This window comes from Microcoleus sp. Pol11C3, assembly GCF_036701485.1.
Taxonomy (GTDB): Bacteria; Cyanobacteriota; Cyanobacteriia; order Cyanobacteriales; family Microcoleaceae; genus Microcoleus.
This window is the reverse complement of the sequence record NZ_JAUBQW010000046.1, coordinates 25,444-40,821: the sequence shown is the minus strand read 5'-3', so window position 1 is coordinate 40,821 and position 15,378 is coordinate 25,444. Positions and strand designations below refer to the sequence as shown.

The following is a 15,378-nucleotide window of genomic DNA, read 5'->3' as shown; positions in this document are numbered from 1 at the left end:
ATCTTGCACTTTACTCTCGATCGCCCGCTCGAAACCTTTCGCCACGCAATATGCGATCGATTATTCAGCAAGCCCTATTTACAACTTTTGTAAATACAATATCCTCATGAATTACACATCATTCAAGTAGATAACGCACCCGCTCATAATTTAAGCTCATCTGAATTACCCGACAATGTTATTTTACTATTTCAGCCTCCGGCTTGTCCCGAAGTAAATCCGACAGAAAGAGTGTGGGAATATCTGAAAGATTTTTTAGCTTGGTCGGTGTTTAGTAATCTTGACGAACTCCGCACAAAAGTCAAGGAAATTTTGGCATCTTTCACCGCTCGCGTCATTGGTTTTCTCACCGGATGGTCTTGGATTTTACATTCTTTATCTCTATCACATCTTTAAAAAAATGGTATTAAGTCCTACGTTTTGTAAGTATTTGCGTGTTTTGTCGATATCTCGATCGCAGGCAACGAAAATTTCTTCGACCTGAACCAGACATCGTTTTTGAAAATCTGAAAATTTACGGGAATGAAGCACTCGATCGCATTCTGGGCATTCTTCTTCTAGCAGTGTCAGTCGGCGTTTGAATGTCGCTTCCGACATTGGTGCTGGTTTGCGCCTACTTTTACGACCCACACTCCCCAGAATTTGCTTTATTTGCGATCGAGTCCAGTAATTTGCTCTTCCTGCTTCGTCTTTAAACTGTACTGTGTAAGGCTTTCGGCACTTTTTCTCGTATCTCATGAGCTACTTTTAGTACCCTTTCTTTGATCCCTTCAAGTAGCTCACGATAGAGTAAAAAAAATGAATCTATTGCCTGCCAGTACCACGTTTCGGCGCTTCTTCAGGCTTAGCAGACTTAGTTTCTGGTACTGAGAGATTTTCTTGTCCTTGCGGGTAAGCTTTTTCTGCATCCCAGTATCCTAATTCCCGTCTTTGTTCCCAGATTTTTTGGGTTGCTGCTGCTGCTGTTTCCCCGAACCCTCTGACCTGGGAATTTGGATTGAATTGGCGCTCAACTACGATCGGATATTCGTTCCGATACGCCAATTGCGTCATCTGTAGTAACATAATTCTGTCTCCTAGTGTCGTGTATCGACATTGGTTGAAAGTCCAGAAAAGTGGTACCAACACTTTTCTGGACGTTTAAATAAACCGTAACATCCAATGGATGTTACGTCAAGAAAAAACTTGAATATTTAGCTAAGATTTGTTTCGCTCATCGAATATGCTAGATTTATGAGCGAGGAAAACAGTAAAAAAGGAAAAAGTAGGGATACTCGCGATCGGCTCACATTTGATGTGGGTGGGTTACGCGAGCGACTTAGATCTCAGGCGATCGAACCGGGTCAATCGCTGGCATCGATCGTCCGCATGGGACTGCTGGAATGGTTAAGGATTCGCGAAGAAAATCAACAAAATCAAGAATCTAAATCTAAAAAAAGCGATTAAATTGATATATCAGTTATTAAAAATGCTTAAATCCTATATCCCGTATATTTTTGAGCGATGCCAATTAAACCTTGACATCGTAGGGGTCACTGGTTCGAGTCCAGTTGTGTCCATACTAAAAACCCTCTCTGGTAGAGGGTTTTGTTGCTTCTACAACCAAACTGCTAGATTTGGCATTCTCAATTAGGAATGACAGAATATGTATAGGTCAGAGATTTAGTAAAGTCGCCACGTTTCGTCGAGGCTGTTGCTGAGCAGTTGCGTAGTTTGCATGAGTTCGGTGCTAAAGCAACGCTAGCCCGATTCTCCTAGGCACCCTGCCCATCGGTGAACAAAGGGCAAGCAAGCAGAACAAGAAAGAGAATAACTGTTAGAACGCGATCGCCTTGCAAGATCGGAAGCAGAAGCTACTAACCGCATTAAAGACGAATTTTTAGCGGTGCTGTCCCATGAGTGGCGATCGCCCCTTTGCTTAAACACTGAATGGCTGAGGTTTTGAGCATACTATATATTAGGACTTACGCACCAAAAGCCTAAAACCTCGATCGCCCCTAGCCCCCGTTTTTTAGGGGGAGAACAGTCAAAGTCCCTTTTTTAGGCGGCTAGGGGGATCTATGCGTAAGTCCTGTATATCTTGATTCTCTAACAATAACTGGCATAATAGGTAAATAGGCAGGACTAACCGCAATGAATGTAGAACGTACACACTCCTTGAATGATCGAGAAGAGCTTACTGTAAATTTTCCTCAAGAGCTATGTACGGACTGCCAAGCACTCGAAGCACGACGATTTGCGGTGATAGTAGATCACATGGCTGAGGCCTTTATTTCTATTAATTCAGATTGGCACTGCACCTATGTCAACCATAAAGCAGAGCAGCTTTTAAACAGGAAACGGCAACACCTGATAGGCAAAAATATATGGACTATATTTTCGATCGATCTTACCTCTGAGCTATATAAGTATTGTCATCAAGCGATCGCCACGCCAACTGCAATCGAGTTTGAAGAACACTACCCCTCACTCAACAAGTGGTTGAGAATTCGCCTCATCAAGAGTGAAGATGGCTTCCTTATTTACTTCCAAGACACGACTGAAACATCTCAACTCGATCGACAATTGAAATCCGAAATCGCCAAGTGCCAGCAGGTGGAAGCCACTCTTGATAAAAAACAGGACTTTTTGAAGGCAATTCTAAACAACGTTCAAGCTGGCATTGTGGCTTGCGATACCGACGGCATATTGACGGTATTTAACCAAGCAGCTAAAGATTTTCATGGATTACCTCAGCAGCCAGTTCCACCCGATCAATGGGCGCAATATTATGACTTGTATTTGCCCGACGGCAAAATCCGCATGAATACAGAGGATATTCCCCTGTTCCGGGCATTGCAAGGACAGAACGTTCGGGATGTGGAAATGATGATTGTTCCGCAGCAGGGAACTGCCCGAACGCTGCTAGCAACTGGGCAAGCTATCGTAGCTCCAAACGGCGAAAAACAGGGTGCTGTTGTCGTCATGCACGACATTACACAACGCAAGCAGGCAGAAACTGCTCTGCGCGAACGTGAAGCGCAATTATCGAGCATCTTCCAAACTATTCCCGATGGCATCGCCATTCTAGATTCTACCGGACAGATTACTGCCGCAAATAAGGCAGCAGAGAGGATTTTAAGATTAACTCGTAGCGAAATTATAGAGCGAGGCTATAACGATCCATCCTGGTTCATTACAACTGTGGATGGTCATCCTTTCCCACAAGAGGAACTGCCGTTTGTGCGGGTGATGCAAACAGGTGAGCCTGTTTATGGTATAGAACATGGCATTAGCCATGCCGATGGAACTCGCACGATTCTCTCGATCAATGCTTCCCCTTTGTTTGACGCAGAGGGACAAATTATCAATATCATTGCTGCTTTCAGCGACATTACTGAACGCAAGCAAACCGAAGACGAACGACTACAGCTTGTTCAAGAACAGGCAGCCCGTGCTTTAGCAGAGAATTCTCAACAACAATCAGCATTTTTAGCCCAAGTTAGTGCTGTCCTTTCCTCTTCGCTGGAGTACGAACAAACTCTCCAAACCGTTGCAAAGCTGGCAGTTCCTTATTTTGCAGATTGGTGTAGTGTCGATCTAGTGAATGACGATCGCACAATTGGTCGTGTTGCAGTTGCTCATTCAGATCCCGAAAAAGAGAAGTTTGGCTGGGAGTTGGCTCAACGCTTTCCCAGACATCTTGATGATGAGTATGGCATTGCTAAAGTCATACAAACAGGACAGGTTGAAATTGGGATTGAGATTACAGATGAACAGTTAGTTGCCACAGTGCCGAATGCTGAATACCTGGAAATCTTACGTGGAGTTGGGTTAAAGTCCTGCATCATTGCACCGCTACAGGCACGCGGGCGCGTGTTGGGTAGCATTACGTTTGTGTTTACCGAATCCGATCGCCGCTATCGCCTGGAAGACATTCCCTTGGCTGAAGATTTGGCTCAGCGAGCAGCGATCGCCATTGATAATGCTCGTCTCTATAATGAAACACAACAAGCGAAATTAGCCGCCGAACTCGCTGCTAACCGGACGGCTCGACTGCTGGCGGTGATGACAGCTTTGTCTGAATCGCTAACCTCGGCTCAAGTGGCTCAGGTCATTATTGAACAGGGAATGTCCGCACTAGGAGCAAGTTGTGGTTTGGTTGCCGTATTAAACCAAGAGGCAAGCGAACTGGAGATTATTAAAGTGATCGGGTATGAGCACGTAGAAGAATTTCCGCGCAGTTTTTCAATTCATGCACCCTATCCTCTCGCAGAAGCAGTGCGAAGTGGGCAACCTTTTTGGCTAGAAACCCTCGAAAACCGAATTGCCCGTTATCCTGATTTAGCCCAAGCGTATGCCAAGGCTGGTTCAAAAGCCTGGATTTCATTGCCATTGTTGATTGAAGGACAAGCCGTTGGTGGGCTATCGCTGAGTTTTTCGACTGTTCCCCAGCTTTGTGAGAGCGATCGCGCTTTCGTTTTGGCACTGGCACAGCAGTCGGCGCAGTCGATCGACCGAGCACGACTCTACGAGTCAGAACGGCAAGCACGGGCACAATCCGAAGCAGCTAACCGAATTAAAGATGAGTTCTTAGCTGTCTTGTCGCACGAATTGCGAACTCCGTTAAATCCGATTCTGGGCTGGACTCGACTGCTGCGAAGAGGGCTCCTTGATTCTGGCAAGGTGGCGACAGCTCTCGAAACGATTGAACGCAATGCTGAGTTACAAGTTCAACTCATTGAGGACTTGCTGGATATTTCTGGCATTCTGCAAGGCAAGCTGAGTTTGAACCCTACTCCAATTAATTTGAAACTAACTGTTAAAGCCGCGATCGAAACAGTTCGTTTAGCCGCCGAAGCGAAGAACATTCACATTCAAACTCAGCTAGAACCCTATGTGGGCGATGTGTTAGGAGATGCTGCCCGATTGCAACAGGTTGTCTGGAATCTGCTCACCAATGCCATTAAGTTCACCCCAGCTCGAGGTCGAGTTGAAGTTGAGCTAAAAACGATTGATTCCTATGCTCAAATTCAAGTCAGGGATACGGGGAAAGGGATTAAGCGAGAATTTATTCCCTATGTCTTTGAAACGTTTCGACAAGCCGATAGCAGTATTACGAGAACATTTGGTGGGTTAGGGCTGGGATTAGCGATCGTGCGTCACCTCGTTGAGCTACATGGTGGAACTGTCAAAGCCGAAAGTTTTGGAGAAGGACAGGGAGCAACATTTACTGTCACACTTCCCTTATTAGCCAGAAGCAAGGATGTGAAGAGTGACCAGAAGGACAATCTATCTCTCAATGTTCACACTTCACCCTTGGCTAGATTATGTATTTTAGCCGTCGATGATCAAGTAGACAATTTAGAGTTAGTTCAATTTATATTGGAGGAAGCGGGAGCCACCGTGATCTGTGTATCTTCAGCAACAGATGCGCTACAACAACTGAATGGATCTAAGCCAGATGTTTTGATTGCTGATATTGGGATGCCACAAATCGATGGCTATGAGTTGATTCGTCAAATCAGACAACTATCTCCAGAGCAGGGAGGACAGATTCCCGCGATCGCTCTCACAGCCTATGCAGGTGAGACAAATCAACAGCAAGCGCTAGCAGCCGGATTTCACAAGCATCTTCCCAAGCCTGTTGAGCCTGAAACGTTAGTGGAGACAATTGAGCAATTACTTGATCGGATAGAGTAAGGCAGAGCATTAAACATCTGCATAAATTAAGATTCAGCTACCTCGGTACAAGGATTTCAAGTTGATTATTGGAGATGTCTTTTGAGTATTGTCTGGGAAAATGTCACGAATTGAGGGCTAGCCTAATGCTGCTTGGCCTTGATGTAGGAACAGGCTCTGCTAAGGCATTGCTCCCCAAACCCCATAAGACATCGTTGACACCAACCCTCCGCCCACAACGCGGGAACTTTAAACTTTGCCCCACAGTTGGGAAATTTCGACAGTAAACGCAACTAATCTCGATCGCCCCCACCATCCCCAAACCATACCAAATCCCATCGCCCAGTAGGGACACGGCACTGCCGTGTCCTTAGCCGTAACTTATCGGCGACAGCCTTCGGCGATCGCCCTTAACACCGCTATCCGCACTTCTGGATGAGATTTCTCAAGCCCGTTAGCCCGAAAAATCCAGTGTCCGCCGCCCGCGTGCTCGATCGCAATCTTCTGTCCATCAGGCAAAACTATTTGCCACCAATTCAACACAGTAGCTTTAATAAGGTGGCACTGAATTTCGTTCAGTTGAGCCTCCATTAATTTCAGTTGACGCATGATTGGATTTTGGGCAGATGACTTCATGATTTTTCTCTTTAAATGAATTCGACTGTTTCTCGGCTTTGATTTCAGTTTGCCGATTTTTTAACTTAACTTCACCTTCCGAACTTTTCGCCTTTACTTCCCCTTCCGAACTTTTCGCCTTTACTTCCCTTTTACCACCTTTAGGCTCAACTTTCACTCCAAAACCTTTAGACTTAACTTTTCCTTGGGCAGAAGTTGAAGCCGGCAACGGGACAGGCTTCTTAAACTCCGCGTCTAATTGGTCTAAAATCTCCTCTTGTTCGGGAGTATGTTCCGCTGGGCGCTCTAAATTTCTGGGATTGTATTCGTCAACCAACCTTGCCAAAAATTCCGAAATTGACAGTCCGGCTGCGGCTGCTTTTTTCGTTAAAAGGGCGTAAGTGTCAGTTTTAATCCGAATTTGTTTGAGCCGGAGGTTGGGATTGTTGTCAACTGTTTCGGCAATAGTTACTGCCGTAATCCTTTCTTTTGGTATGACATCAACAACTTCTTGCCACTTTTCCTGTAAAAGACTGTCGCCGTATTGGTCGGTGATTGCGTGTTTGAACAAAGGGACAACTTGAGCAACGCAGCTCGGCAAAATCTCAAATCCTGCTTTAATTAAGCGCAGGCAAATGCTCGCTGATTTGATAATTTGCGTGCAGTAAAAATACTGCCTGCCTAATGCTTGTTCGCAGTAAGTTTTAAAGGTTTTGAACTTGTCTTTGTACAATCGCAGTTTTCGGATGGCGTCCAGCATGATTCCTTGCCGCACGTAGTCGAGGAATCCCCTTTTAATTTCGCCTGTCAGGAAGTCTAAATCGTGAAAGGGAGATTGATTCTGGATTTCTTCTTCAAAGTCAAGCAGCGGGCCTGCAAAGTGAAAGTTGGAGGCGACATCGCCTAGGTAGAAGTTGTCAATTGATGTGGGCATGATCTGGAATGGTTCGAGAAATGGAACGATACCACGGAAGTTGTGCGATCGCAAAGTGGAAGTTTTGGTCTGGATCTTTGGTACAATTTTGAGTTGGGTTGTGCTGTGGGTCGATCGACCTTTTAAATGGCACCACCTCCTCGGCGTTGAGGAAAAGGGGATTAAGGTATGCACTCAAGCCCCGAAAATACTAAGGATTATGCAGGCATAATTGATAGACACTACAAATAAGGCGGTTCTTCAAACCTGCATTTTGACTGTTCGGCTGGTTGAGCCGCCTTTGTTTTGTCTGTCTACTAGCAGTTTAGTGCCAGATGCCAACTTTGTCAAGCACTATTCTGCTAGCAATTAACTGCTACAATTAATGGAAGCTGAAGATCAAGAAACCATAACCTTGAAAAACCTTAGAGAAAGTGCAAATTTGACCCAACCCGAACTTAGTCGTCGAATGGGGGTAGGAATTCGCATTATTGGCGATTGGGAACGAGGAGAATCCATTCCTCGCTTCGATAGGGCCATTGCTCTGGCGCGCGAGCTAGGCGTGCCCCTAAAAACACTTGCTAGATGTATGCGACTAGACGTAACCAAAATTCCCGATGACCTATCAACGTGAAGTTTACGTCTTCTCAAAGTCTTTGTTAAGACGTTTACATCATGAATATTCCGTCCTATGATAGAAGGTTTACAAGAAAAGGAGAAGTCTCCATTGAGACTATTCAGAGAAAAAGCTGGACTAACACGCCCTCAAGTCAAAGAAAAAATCGGAATTTCCGAGCGAAGACAAGCTGACTGGGAATTAGGCAAGGCTCTGCCTAACGCTGAAAATATACTTGCTATGGCTAACCTGTACCAAGTTTCTCTAAAAACAATGTTTGAGGTTTTAGGATTAGACGTAACCAAAATTCCCGATGACTTGCCAAGTCGTGAGCCCTCGCCGAAGGACAACTAACCCGCAGGGGTTCGGAAAAGTCTAGGGAAAGGGGCTTGAGTCATGCACCCAAGCCCGGAAAATACTAAGGGTATGCAGGCATAATGGGTAGAAACTAAAAATAGGGCAGCTTGCTAAACCAAAGCGTTTCCACCGTCCGGCTAAAGCAGCGGCCTTTCTGTTATCTCTATCTTTAACAAGGATACTTGTAAACTTCCGAGTTGTCAACAAGTTTGCTTGTAAATTTCCTATGATATGCCCAGAAAGAAACAAACTCAAGAGTCAAAAGATATACCAGCACTGCAAATCTTGCGGGAGGCTGTTGGTTTATCGCAATCGGCCTTAGCAAAACAAATTCCCGACAAAACGGGCGCAAAAACCCTAAGCCAACAAGCAATCAGTAACTGGGAGCGAGGACTAGACGAACCAGAACTGACCATTGCTCAAATGAAAGCCCTTTGCAAAGCTCTCGGAAAAACGCTTAACGATTTACCTGACGACTTAGGCCCACCAAATCCCGACTGAAAACTAAAAACTCAAAAAGCCCGATCGACCTTTCATCGCTCAATCGGTAATTTTCCCTCTCAGAGCTTTAATCTGCCCTCGCTTGGTTTTGCTGTCGAGACGCTTGCGCTGGGAACTACGAGTGGCTTTGCTGGGTTTGCGCCTTTTCGGTATGACGATCGCACTTTTAATGAGTTCTTGCAGCCGTCTCAAAGCCTCCTCCCGGTTTTGTTCCTGGCTGCGGTGTTCCTGGGCTTTGATGACAATCACACCTTCGGAGGTGATGCGCTGGTCGTTGATTTGCAACAAACGCTCTTTGTAGCGATCGGGCAATGAGGAAGCTGGGATATCAAAGCGCAAGTGAATCGCACTCGCCACCTTATTTACATTTTGCCCCCCCGCGCCTTGAGAGCGAATCGCACTAATCTCGATTTCGCGATCGTCCAGAAACACTGTGTTAGAAATTTGTAGCATGATTCATCAGTGAGATTAAAGATACTGGGAAAGCAGTGCATCTTTTATATATAACTTACTTTGGTAGATCAATTATTTACACTTCTTAGCTGTCAGGATAAATTCGATGAGTTTTTTTCTATCCCATAACTCTATGTCGTTAGATTCAGCAAGGTTGTAAGCATTTTCGGTAAATCTGTTGTTGGTGATGACTCTTCCTTTATTTCCTTTGTAATGTCTGACTGCTCCTGCTACTTCTTGAACTGCTTTAATCCCAACTGGATTTTTGCTTCTTTTCGCTTGAACCACAGTTTTTGATCCATCTTTGTATAAAATTAAATCCGCCCCATAATCTTGGCTGTCTTGAGTTAAAATAGCAATATAGCCCAACTTTTCAAAATGGAGAGATAGAAATCTTTCAAACTCTTTTCCCGTCATTGAATCCACTTCTAAAATTCCACTCTCTAATAAACTTCTTTCAAGTTCTAACCATTCCGCCACCTTATTTAGGTCTAACATTAAATTACATTTTTTTTAAAGGATTAGTTAGGATTGTACCAGATTTGCTGAGTATAGTTATTTACCAAGACCTCAAGCACATTGCGAGCTTAATTACTGAGAAATTAAACATAAAATCCTCTTCTTTTAGCTCCCCGACTTATTAAAGAAGTCGGGACTCTGGGGATTCTGTAGAGAAATCATCAGCAACTGATCTCTACAATAACGACTTTTTCTATCAATAGAGGGTCGCGCCACAGTAGCCAGAAATAGTAAGCCTATAGAAGACACGTTATCAAAACACATGACAGACACAAAGCTGAGCATTGTCATTACCGGCGCAGAGACTGAACTCGGACAAGAAACCGTCCGGCAGTTTGTAGCGCAGGGCCACAAAGTAACTGGATTGACGCAGGACAAAGATGGTGCAGCAACCGTGCGTTCCCACGGCGGAATCGCGGTAGAAACTGACCCATCGAATGCTGTTGAACTCAGGGATGCGATTCTGGCCGCCAATGCAGATGTGGTGGTAAACCTGACTCCCCAAAAGGCAAATACGCTGCTAAGCGACGGGCAAGATTGGAAAGGATTCGATAAAACGCTTTCGGCAACGACTGGTGCACTGCTGACAGCGGTAAAAGACACGGATATTAAGTTGCTAATTCACACTAGCTACACTTTTCTGTACGGGAACGCGAGGGATGCGACGGAAAGCACACCGCTGAGTGTACCAGGTGATGACGCCATTTTCAAAATGGCGATCGCCACCGAAAACCAGGTGACAAACAGTCAAATTCCGAGTTGTGTATTGCGGCTGGGATACCTGTACGGGCCTGAATCGGAAGACCTCAAACTTTACATAAAATCGTTTAAACTCGGTCGTCCTTATTTTCCCGGGCCCGAGAGCAATCTGGGAAATTGGCTGCACTTTGAGGATGCGGCGGCGGCGTTGGTACAGGTAGCGCAACAGCAACCGAAAGGTGCAATTTTTAATGTTGTGGATGGTGTTCCGGTGTCTTTTGCTGATTTTATCGATCGATTTGCCTTCACGCTGGGCAGAAAACGCCCCGGGCACATTCCCATGTGGCTGACACCGCTGGCACTGGTGTTAGTTGTCACCCCTCAACAAGTGGATTTGTTAAAGCTTTCTACCACTGTTAATAGCGATTCATTCCGCAAGCAGTTTGGGTGGAGTCCGCGCTATGTTAGCTACCGAGAGGGTTTGCAGCAAACAGTTGATAAGTGCGGAGCGAGCGCTAGTTGAATAGTTTCGATTTCAGGCAATGTTTGCGGTTGTTCAGGAGTTAGGATAATGTGCTACCGCCAACATTGCCTACACCGATTAGGTGCACATTATTGGTCGTCTACTATCAACTAATGAGTGATATTACGCGCTCTTTAAGAACTACAATTAAATAGGTTTGTAGTGAGGAATTCAGTCCGCAAAATGCTCTCGTGCGGCGGAATGAATTCCGCATTACGAACCTATTTGATTGCGGTCAATCGACCGACACGATCTGATATTACGCGCTCTTTAAGAACTACCCTAAAATAGGTTTGTAGTAAGGACTTCAGTCCTCTGATTTTGAGGACTGAATTCCTCACTACAAACCCGAGCGGGTGCTTATGGCGCACCCTACAAAGATTAGTCGGTAGTACCGGTTTGCAGCGACTCTTTAGCAGTCTGCGTCCACTCTGAGTGGAAGAATTCGCCGCGCGGTTTGTCGGTGCGCTCGTAGGTGTGAGCGCCAAAATAATCCCGCTGAGCTTGCGTGAGGTTTTGTGGCAATCTTTCGCGTCGGTAGCTGTCGAAATAGTCCAGCGACGCGCTAAATGCCGGTACTGCAATCCCCAGTTGGCAAGCAGTAGCTAACACGTCTCGCCAAGCCGATTGGCGATCGAGAATGCTCTGTTTGAACTCCGGCGCTAACAGCAAATTCGGCAACGTGGGATCGTCCTTGAAAGCTTTTTTAATCTTGTCCAAAAATCCAGCCCGAATGATACAGCCACCCTTCCAAATTCGGGAAATTTCGCTCAAACTCAAGTCATAGTTGTACGACTTCGAGGCCGCGCTCAACAGCGCCATGCCTTGCGCGTAGGAGCAAATCTTCGAGCAGTAAAGCGCATCCCGAACTTTGTTCACAAACTCTTTAGTATCGCCTTCGTACTTGCCGCTAGGCCCCGTCAGTGCTTGGGAAGCTTTAACGCGCTCGTCTTTGTAAGAAGACATGATTCTGGCATTCACAGCAGCGATAATTGTGGGAATGCTCACGCCCAATTCCAAAGCACTCATAACAGTCCAGCGGCCGGTGCCTTTTTGACCGGCTGCGTCCATAATTACCTCAACTAAGGGTTGCTTAGTTTCCGGGTCAATATACTTGAAAATGTTAGCCGTAATTTCAATCAAAAACGAGTTGAGTTCGTCTGTTGTATTCCATTCGGCAAAAACTTCCTGCAACTGCTGGCCGTTCAATCCGCCAACGTTTTTGAGCAAATCGTAGGCTTCAGCAATGAGCTGCATATCCCCGTACTCAATGCCGTTGTGAACCATCTTCACGTAGTGGCCAGCACCCCCAGGGCCGATGAATGTGACGCAGGGGCCGTCATCTACTTGAGCCGCAATTTTGGTGAGAATTGGCTCTAGTAGGCCGTAAGCAGCGTGGGTGCCACCGGGCATCAGGCTAGCACCGTTGAGGGCGCCTTCTTCGCCGCCGCTGATGCCCATGCCGACAAATCCCAGTCCCGCTGCTTCTAAATCTTTGGTGCGGCGTTCGGTGTCGTCGTAGAGCGAGTTGCCGCCGTCAATAATCATGTCGCCCGGTGACAGCATGGGTTTGAGCTGGTCGATGACTGCATCTACGGCTTTCCCAGCTTGCACCATGACTAAGATTCGGCGTGGGGTTTCTAGGACATCGACGAATTCTGTCAGAGTCTTGGCGGCTACAATGTTCTTGCCGGGGGCGCGTTTGGCCATAAAGTCGTCGGTTTTGGCTGCTGTGCGGTTGTATACAGCCACGGAGAAGCCTCTGCTTTCGACGTTGAGCGCTAGGTTTTCGCCCATCACTGCTAGACCGATTAAACCAAAATTTTGCTTTGTCATGCTAATAACCCGCTGGTTGTTCCCGCTTGAGGATAGGTTTGCGAGAGAGGAAAGCGAGGCGGGGTGTACCGCTTTCCGGTGGACTAAAAGTATTGGACAATAGACCTAGGAGGTTTAGGTTTATTTTTATATTCTCAGAATTGCTGTTTGGTAAATCAGTAGGGTTTTTTTAAGATTTAAGGGGTATTAATGACGCGGGCAGGAGATGATAAGGCAGGTATTATGTCGATCGCGGTAACGATAGATACAAACAAGCGGACATTTTAAGGAAAATTTAGGAGACTGTTGTAACTATGGAAGATTTGCAGTATCTCGCGGCCTGGGTGAAGGAGCAACACGCTCGCGAGTATATTTTGACTTGGCTGCTGAGTCAACAGGGGCTGTGGTGGTCGGATGGGGATATTTATCAGGCCGTTTTGCAAAAGTCGGGAAAGCTTTTGAAAGCTTATGTGCAAAAAAGGCAAGCGGGAGAGTTATTTGAGGGAATTTCTGAGAAGTTGGTGGGAGATGATAATTGGGATGATTTGGTGCTGAGTTTAGGGCGAATTGTTGCTGTTTATCAAGAGGAATTGCTGAAGTTGCAAGAGCGTGATCGCCGGGGGGATGGGCTAAAAAAAAATTTGATTAGCCAACCGTTGACTGGGGATGCTTTGTCGCTTGAAGTGCAGCAAGCTTTGCCCGATCCTTATGCGGATACGCTGACGGGGAGATAGTCAACAGTTGACTGTTGACTGTTGACTGTTGACTAATTACTAAATATAGCTGCTAGCTTGACGGGTGAACATTGAGCAGTAAATTCCGTTTGATGCTATCAATTCGTCGTGAGTTCCTATTTCTGCTATTTTACCATTTTCCATGACGGCGATACGATCGGCAATTTTGGCCAACCCCAACCTGTGACTGATGACAATCGTGGTTTTCCCGGCGGCTATTTGGCGGAAGATGCTGTAAATTTCGTGTTCTGTCTTGGGGTCTAGGGCGGCGGTTGGTTCGTCAAAAATGAGCACTTCGGCTGTAGAAAGCCGCATTAAGGCGCGGGCGATCGCAATTCTTTGCCACTGTCCCCCCGATAAGTCTATGCCGTCTTCTAATTGTTTCCCCAACGGAGTCTCTAAACCTGCGGAAAGACTATTGACTTTTGCGCTAATTCCTGCTTCGGAAATAGCTTCATTAATTGCGGTGTCATCTGAGAGGGAAAGCAAGTCGCCGAAACCGACGTTTTCGCGAACTGTCGAGGGGAAACGGGCGTAATCTTGCATAACAACGGCGATGCGCGATCGCACGTATGCTAGAGAGTACGATCGCAAATCTTTGCCGTTCCAGTCGATCGTACCACTTGTCGGGTCGTAAAGGCGGCCGAGGAGTTTGCCAAGAGTTGTTTTACCCGCGCCATTTTCACCAACAAGCACTAGCATTTCACCCGGATTAATCGTTAAGTTGATATCTTCAACCGTGCTTTTATTGCTACCGGGATAGCAGAAAGATAAATGCTTAATCTCGATGCCAATTTTATCTTTTGTGGGGCGGGAGTCTTGCCCGTTTTCTGGTAAACTAGGCAGGCGAGATGCCACATCCACAAGCGGAGACTGTAATTCTGGTTTGAGTTCCAAAAGTTGAAAAATCGGACTAACGCTGAGAGAGATATCGTACAAATTAGTAGAAGTGCTAATCAGCATCTGCAAACTTTGCTTTACTTGGACAATCAAACCAGAATAGAGTGCTAAATCGCCCAAAGTATAGCGACCACCCAAAGCTCCTATTACTACATAAATAAATGGCAAAGCCACTCCGATTCTACTAAACATCGACCAGAAAAGTACAACAAAAGCTCCTTTTTTTCGGATTTGCTGCATCTCGCTAAAAAATTGCAAAAACTGACCCTGCCAGCGTTTTAGCCAAAGTTCTTGCAAGCCAAACAAACGCAATTCTTTAGCATATTCTTCGCCCGTCAATACTCTAGCGGATAAGTTCATTTCGCGGCTGATTTTAGCTTGCTTTCTTTGAACTCTCCAGATGATTCTGCTATATTTTCTTTGGGTGTAAATTGAGGGAGATGATGAGATTAACATCAGCAATGGCACCCACCAAGCTATTGCAGCAGCAAGGCCTATCGATGGAATAAATATAAAAATTCCCGTGATAGTCATGCTGATGGTAAAGGCGAGTTGCTGTATTTTGGATACTCCGCTTTTTGCGAGTTCTACTATATTTAATAGTTCCGGGTTTTCAAAGAGGGCAATATCGTCGAAATTGGCGACTTTTTCGAGGACTTTTCCTTCGACAAAGCCTTGAACGCGATCGCGCAAAGATGTCGCCACAAAAGAGTTCATTGTGTCTAGGGCATCGCCGACTAACTTGAGACTTAAGACTCCGGCAATACTCCACAGCAATATTGGCCGGGAAAGCATCAAAGCAAAGGGCTGTGCTGTTTGGGTTTGCGACAGCAACCGAGATACTTCATCAATGATTAATTTATCTAAAAATAGCACGGCAGATGGGGCAGCACCGCTGATAATGTTGAGTAATATTAAATTTCGGAGTTCAATGGGTGCAGCTTTGATTATCAGGCCCAGGCTGCGCCGCAAAGCTTGGAAGGTGCTAATTTGGATGGGTTGCATAGTTTGTGGGTAGGTGTCGGGTCTACTCATCCCCTGACGGTATATTGTAACAAAGGAAATCCTAGGT

At 45.9% G+C, this 15,378-nt stretch carries 16 protein-coding genes and 1 pseudogene; 9 read left to right on the top strand and 8 right to left on the bottom strand.

All coding sequences use genetic code 11. From position 1 onward, the window contains the following. Positions 1-99: 99 nt before the first annotated feature. Positions 100-396: pseudogene (locus tag QUA40_RS13095) on the top strand (IS630-like element ISMae27 family transposase); the annotation flags it as partial. On the opposite strand, the gene QUA40_RS13090 reads toward QUA40_RS13095, so the two are convergent. Both QUA40_RS13090 and QUA40_RS13085 read right to left on the bottom strand, forming a co-directional pair. Continuing rightward, positions 385-738 (bottom strand): hypothetical protein, encoded by a 354-nt coding sequence (locus tag QUA40_RS13090; RefSeq protein WP_333126194.1) that lies wholly within the window; start codon positions 736-738, stop codon positions 385-387. The pseudogene QUA40_RS13095 and the gene QUA40_RS13090 sit on opposite strands and share 12 nt — an antisense overlap. A gap of 66 nt (positions 739-804) precedes the next feature. After that, positions 805-1,065 (bottom strand): hypothetical protein, encoded by a 261-nt coding sequence (locus tag QUA40_RS13085; protein WP_333126191.1) that lies wholly within the window; start codon positions 1,063-1,065, stop codon positions 805-807. A 168-nt stretch (positions 1,066-1,233) separates the two neighbouring features. Here QUA40_RS13085 and QUA40_RS13080 point away from each other — a divergent pair, with 168 nt between their 5' ends. Both QUA40_RS13080 and QUA40_RS13075 read left to right on the top strand, forming a co-directional pair. Then, on the top strand, positions 1,234-1,446 hold the full coding sequence (locus tag QUA40_RS13080) for a hypothetical protein (protein WP_333126190.1): 213 nt from the start codon (positions 1,234-1,236) through the stop codon (positions 1,444-1,446). Positions 1,447-2,133: 687 nt separating this feature from the next. Then, the gene (locus QUA40_RS13075; RefSeq protein ID WP_333126187.1) at positions 2,134-5,682 is read left to right on the top strand and encodes a PAS domain S-box protein; all 3,549 of its coding nucleotides are present in this window, start codon (positions 2,134-2,136) and stop codon (positions 5,680-5,682) included. 360 nt (positions 5,683-6,042) lie between these two features. On the opposite strand, the gene QUA40_RS13070 is transcribed toward QUA40_RS13075, so the two are convergent. Continuing rightward, positions 6,043-6,204, bottom strand: coding sequence for a hypothetical protein (locus tag QUA40_RS13070; protein WP_333126185.1), 162 nt, complete (start codon positions 6,202-6,204; stop codon positions 6,043-6,045). Between the two features lie 7 nt (positions 6,205-6,211). After that, complete coding sequence (locus tag QUA40_RS13065) at positions 6,212-7,210, bottom strand: hypothetical protein (protein WP_333126183.1); 999 nt, start codon at positions 7,208-7,210, stop codon at positions 6,212-6,214. Here QUA40_RS13065 and QUA40_RS13060 point away from each other — a divergent pair. From QUA40_RS13060 to QUA40_RS13045, 4 genes are all read left to right on the top strand, one after another. Further along, entirely contained in the window at positions 7,191-7,421 is a 231-nt protein-coding gene (locus tag QUA40_RS13060; RefSeq protein WP_333126180.1) for a hypothetical protein, read from the top strand. The genes QUA40_RS13065 and QUA40_RS13060 overlap by 20 nt on opposite strands. 153 nt (positions 7,422-7,574) lie before the next feature. Then, entirely contained in the window at positions 7,575-7,823 is a 249-nt protein-coding gene (locus tag QUA40_RS13055) for a helix-turn-helix transcriptional regulator (RefSeq protein WP_333126177.1), read from the top strand. A 57-nt stretch (positions 7,824-7,880) separates the two neighbouring features. After that, the gene (locus QUA40_RS13050; RefSeq protein WP_333126174.1) at positions 7,881-8,159 is read left to right on the top strand and encodes a helix-turn-helix transcriptional regulator; all 279 of its coding nucleotides are present in this window, start codon (positions 7,881-7,883) and stop codon (positions 8,157-8,159) included. Positions 8,160-8,393: 234 nt separating this feature from the next. Next, entirely contained in the window at positions 8,394-8,663 is a 270-nt protein-coding gene (locus tag QUA40_RS13045; protein ID WP_333126171.1) for a helix-turn-helix transcriptional regulator, read from the top strand. 39 nt (positions 8,664-8,702) lie between these two features. On the opposite strand, the gene arfB is transcribed toward QUA40_RS13045, so the two are convergent. Further along, entirely contained in the window at positions 8,703-9,116 is a 414-nt protein-coding gene (arfB, locus tag QUA40_RS13040) for an alternative ribosome rescue aminoacyl-tRNA hydrolase ArfB (RefSeq protein WP_333126168.1), read from the bottom strand. A 72-nt stretch (positions 9,117-9,188) separates the two neighbouring features. Then, positions 9,189-9,614, bottom strand: a complete 426-nt coding sequence (locus QUA40_RS13035) for a restriction endonuclease (RefSeq protein ID WP_333126165.1) — start codon at positions 9,612-9,614, stop codon at positions 9,189-9,191. A 283-nt stretch (positions 9,615-9,897) separates the two neighbouring features. Here QUA40_RS13035 and QUA40_RS13030 point away from each other — a divergent pair, with 283 nt between their 5' ends. Continuing rightward, positions 9,898-10,857, top strand: coding sequence for an NAD-dependent epimerase/dehydratase family protein (locus QUA40_RS13030; protein WP_333126162.1), 960 nt, complete (start codon positions 9,898-9,900; stop codon positions 10,855-10,857). A gap of 381 nt (positions 10,858-11,238) precedes the next feature. Here QUA40_RS13030 and gnd read toward each other — a convergent pair whose 3' ends face one another. Continuing rightward, the gene (gene gnd / locus QUA40_RS13025; protein ID WP_333126159.1) at positions 11,239-12,693 is read right to left on the bottom strand and encodes a decarboxylating NADP(+)-dependent phosphogluconate dehydrogenase; all 1,455 of its coding nucleotides are present in this window, start codon (positions 12,691-12,693) and stop codon (positions 11,239-11,241) included. 293 nt (positions 12,694-12,986) lie between these two features. Between gnd and QUA40_RS13020 the strand changes: the two genes are divergently transcribed. Continuing rightward, positions 12,987-13,406 (top strand): hypothetical protein, encoded by a 420-nt coding sequence (locus QUA40_RS13020; protein ID WP_333126156.1) that lies wholly within the window; start codon positions 12,987-12,989, stop codon positions 13,404-13,406. Positions 13,407-13,445: 39 nt separating this feature from the next. On the opposite strand, the gene QUA40_RS13015 is transcribed toward QUA40_RS13020, so the two are convergent. Next, positions 13,446-15,311, bottom strand: coding sequence for an ABC transporter ATP-binding protein (locus QUA40_RS13015; RefSeq protein ID WP_333126153.1), 1,866 nt, complete (start codon positions 15,309-15,311; stop codon positions 13,446-13,448). Positions 15,312-15,378 lie beyond the last annotated feature (67 nt).

Bases quoted from the DNA above. Each gene is read 5' to 3' on its own strand.
- QUA40_RS13030 (WP_333126162.1), top strand. From the start codon at position 9,898: ATGACAGACACAAAGCTGAGCATTGTCATTACCGGCGCAGAGACTGAA.
- gnd (WP_333126159.1), bottom strand. From the start codon at position 12,693: ATGACAAAGCAAAATTTTGGTTTAATCGGTCTAGCAGTGATGGGCGAA.
- QUA40_RS13090 (WP_333126194.1), bottom strand. From the start codon at position 738: ATGAGATACGAGAAAAAGTGCCGAAAGCCTTACACAGTACAGTTTAAA.
- QUA40_RS13050 (WP_333126174.1), top strand. From the start codon at position 7,881: ATGATAGAAGGTTTACAAGAAAAGGAGAAGTCTCCATTGAGACTATTC.
- QUA40_RS13075 (WP_333126187.1), top strand. From the start codon at position 2,134: ATGAATGTAGAACGTACACACTCCTTGAATGATCGAGAAGAGCTTACT.
- arfB (WP_333126168.1), bottom strand. From the start codon at position 9,116: ATGCTACAAATTTCTAACACAGTGTTTCTGGACGATCGCGAAATCGAG.
- QUA40_RS13065 (WP_333126183.1), bottom strand. From the start codon at position 7,210: ATGCCCACATCAATTGACAACTTCTACCTAGGCGATGTCGCCTCCAAC.
- QUA40_RS13080 (WP_333126190.1), top strand. From the start codon at position 1,234: ATGAGCGAGGAAAACAGTAAAAAAGGAAAAAGTAGGGATACTCGCGAT.
- QUA40_RS13055 (WP_333126177.1), top strand. From the start codon at position 7,575: ATGGAAGCTGAAGATCAAGAAACCATAACCTTGAAAAACCTTAGAGAA.
- QUA40_RS13015 (WP_333126153.1), bottom strand. From the start codon at position 15,311: ATGCAACCCATCCAAATTAGCACCTTCCAAGCTTTGCGGCGCAGCCTG.
- QUA40_RS13085 (WP_333126191.1), bottom strand. From the start codon at position 1,065: ATGTTACTACAGATGACGCAATTGGCGTATCGGAACGAATATCCGATC.
- QUA40_RS13035 (WP_333126165.1), bottom strand. From the start codon at position 9,614: ATGTTAGACCTAAATAAGGTGGCGGAATGGTTAGAACTTGAAAGAAGT.
- QUA40_RS13020 (WP_333126156.1), top strand. From the start codon at position 12,987: ATGGAAGATTTGCAGTATCTCGCGGCCTGGGTGAAGGAGCAACACGCT.
- QUA40_RS13045 (WP_333126171.1), top strand. From the start codon at position 8,394: ATGCCCAGAAAGAAACAAACTCAAGAGTCAAAAGATATACCAGCACTG.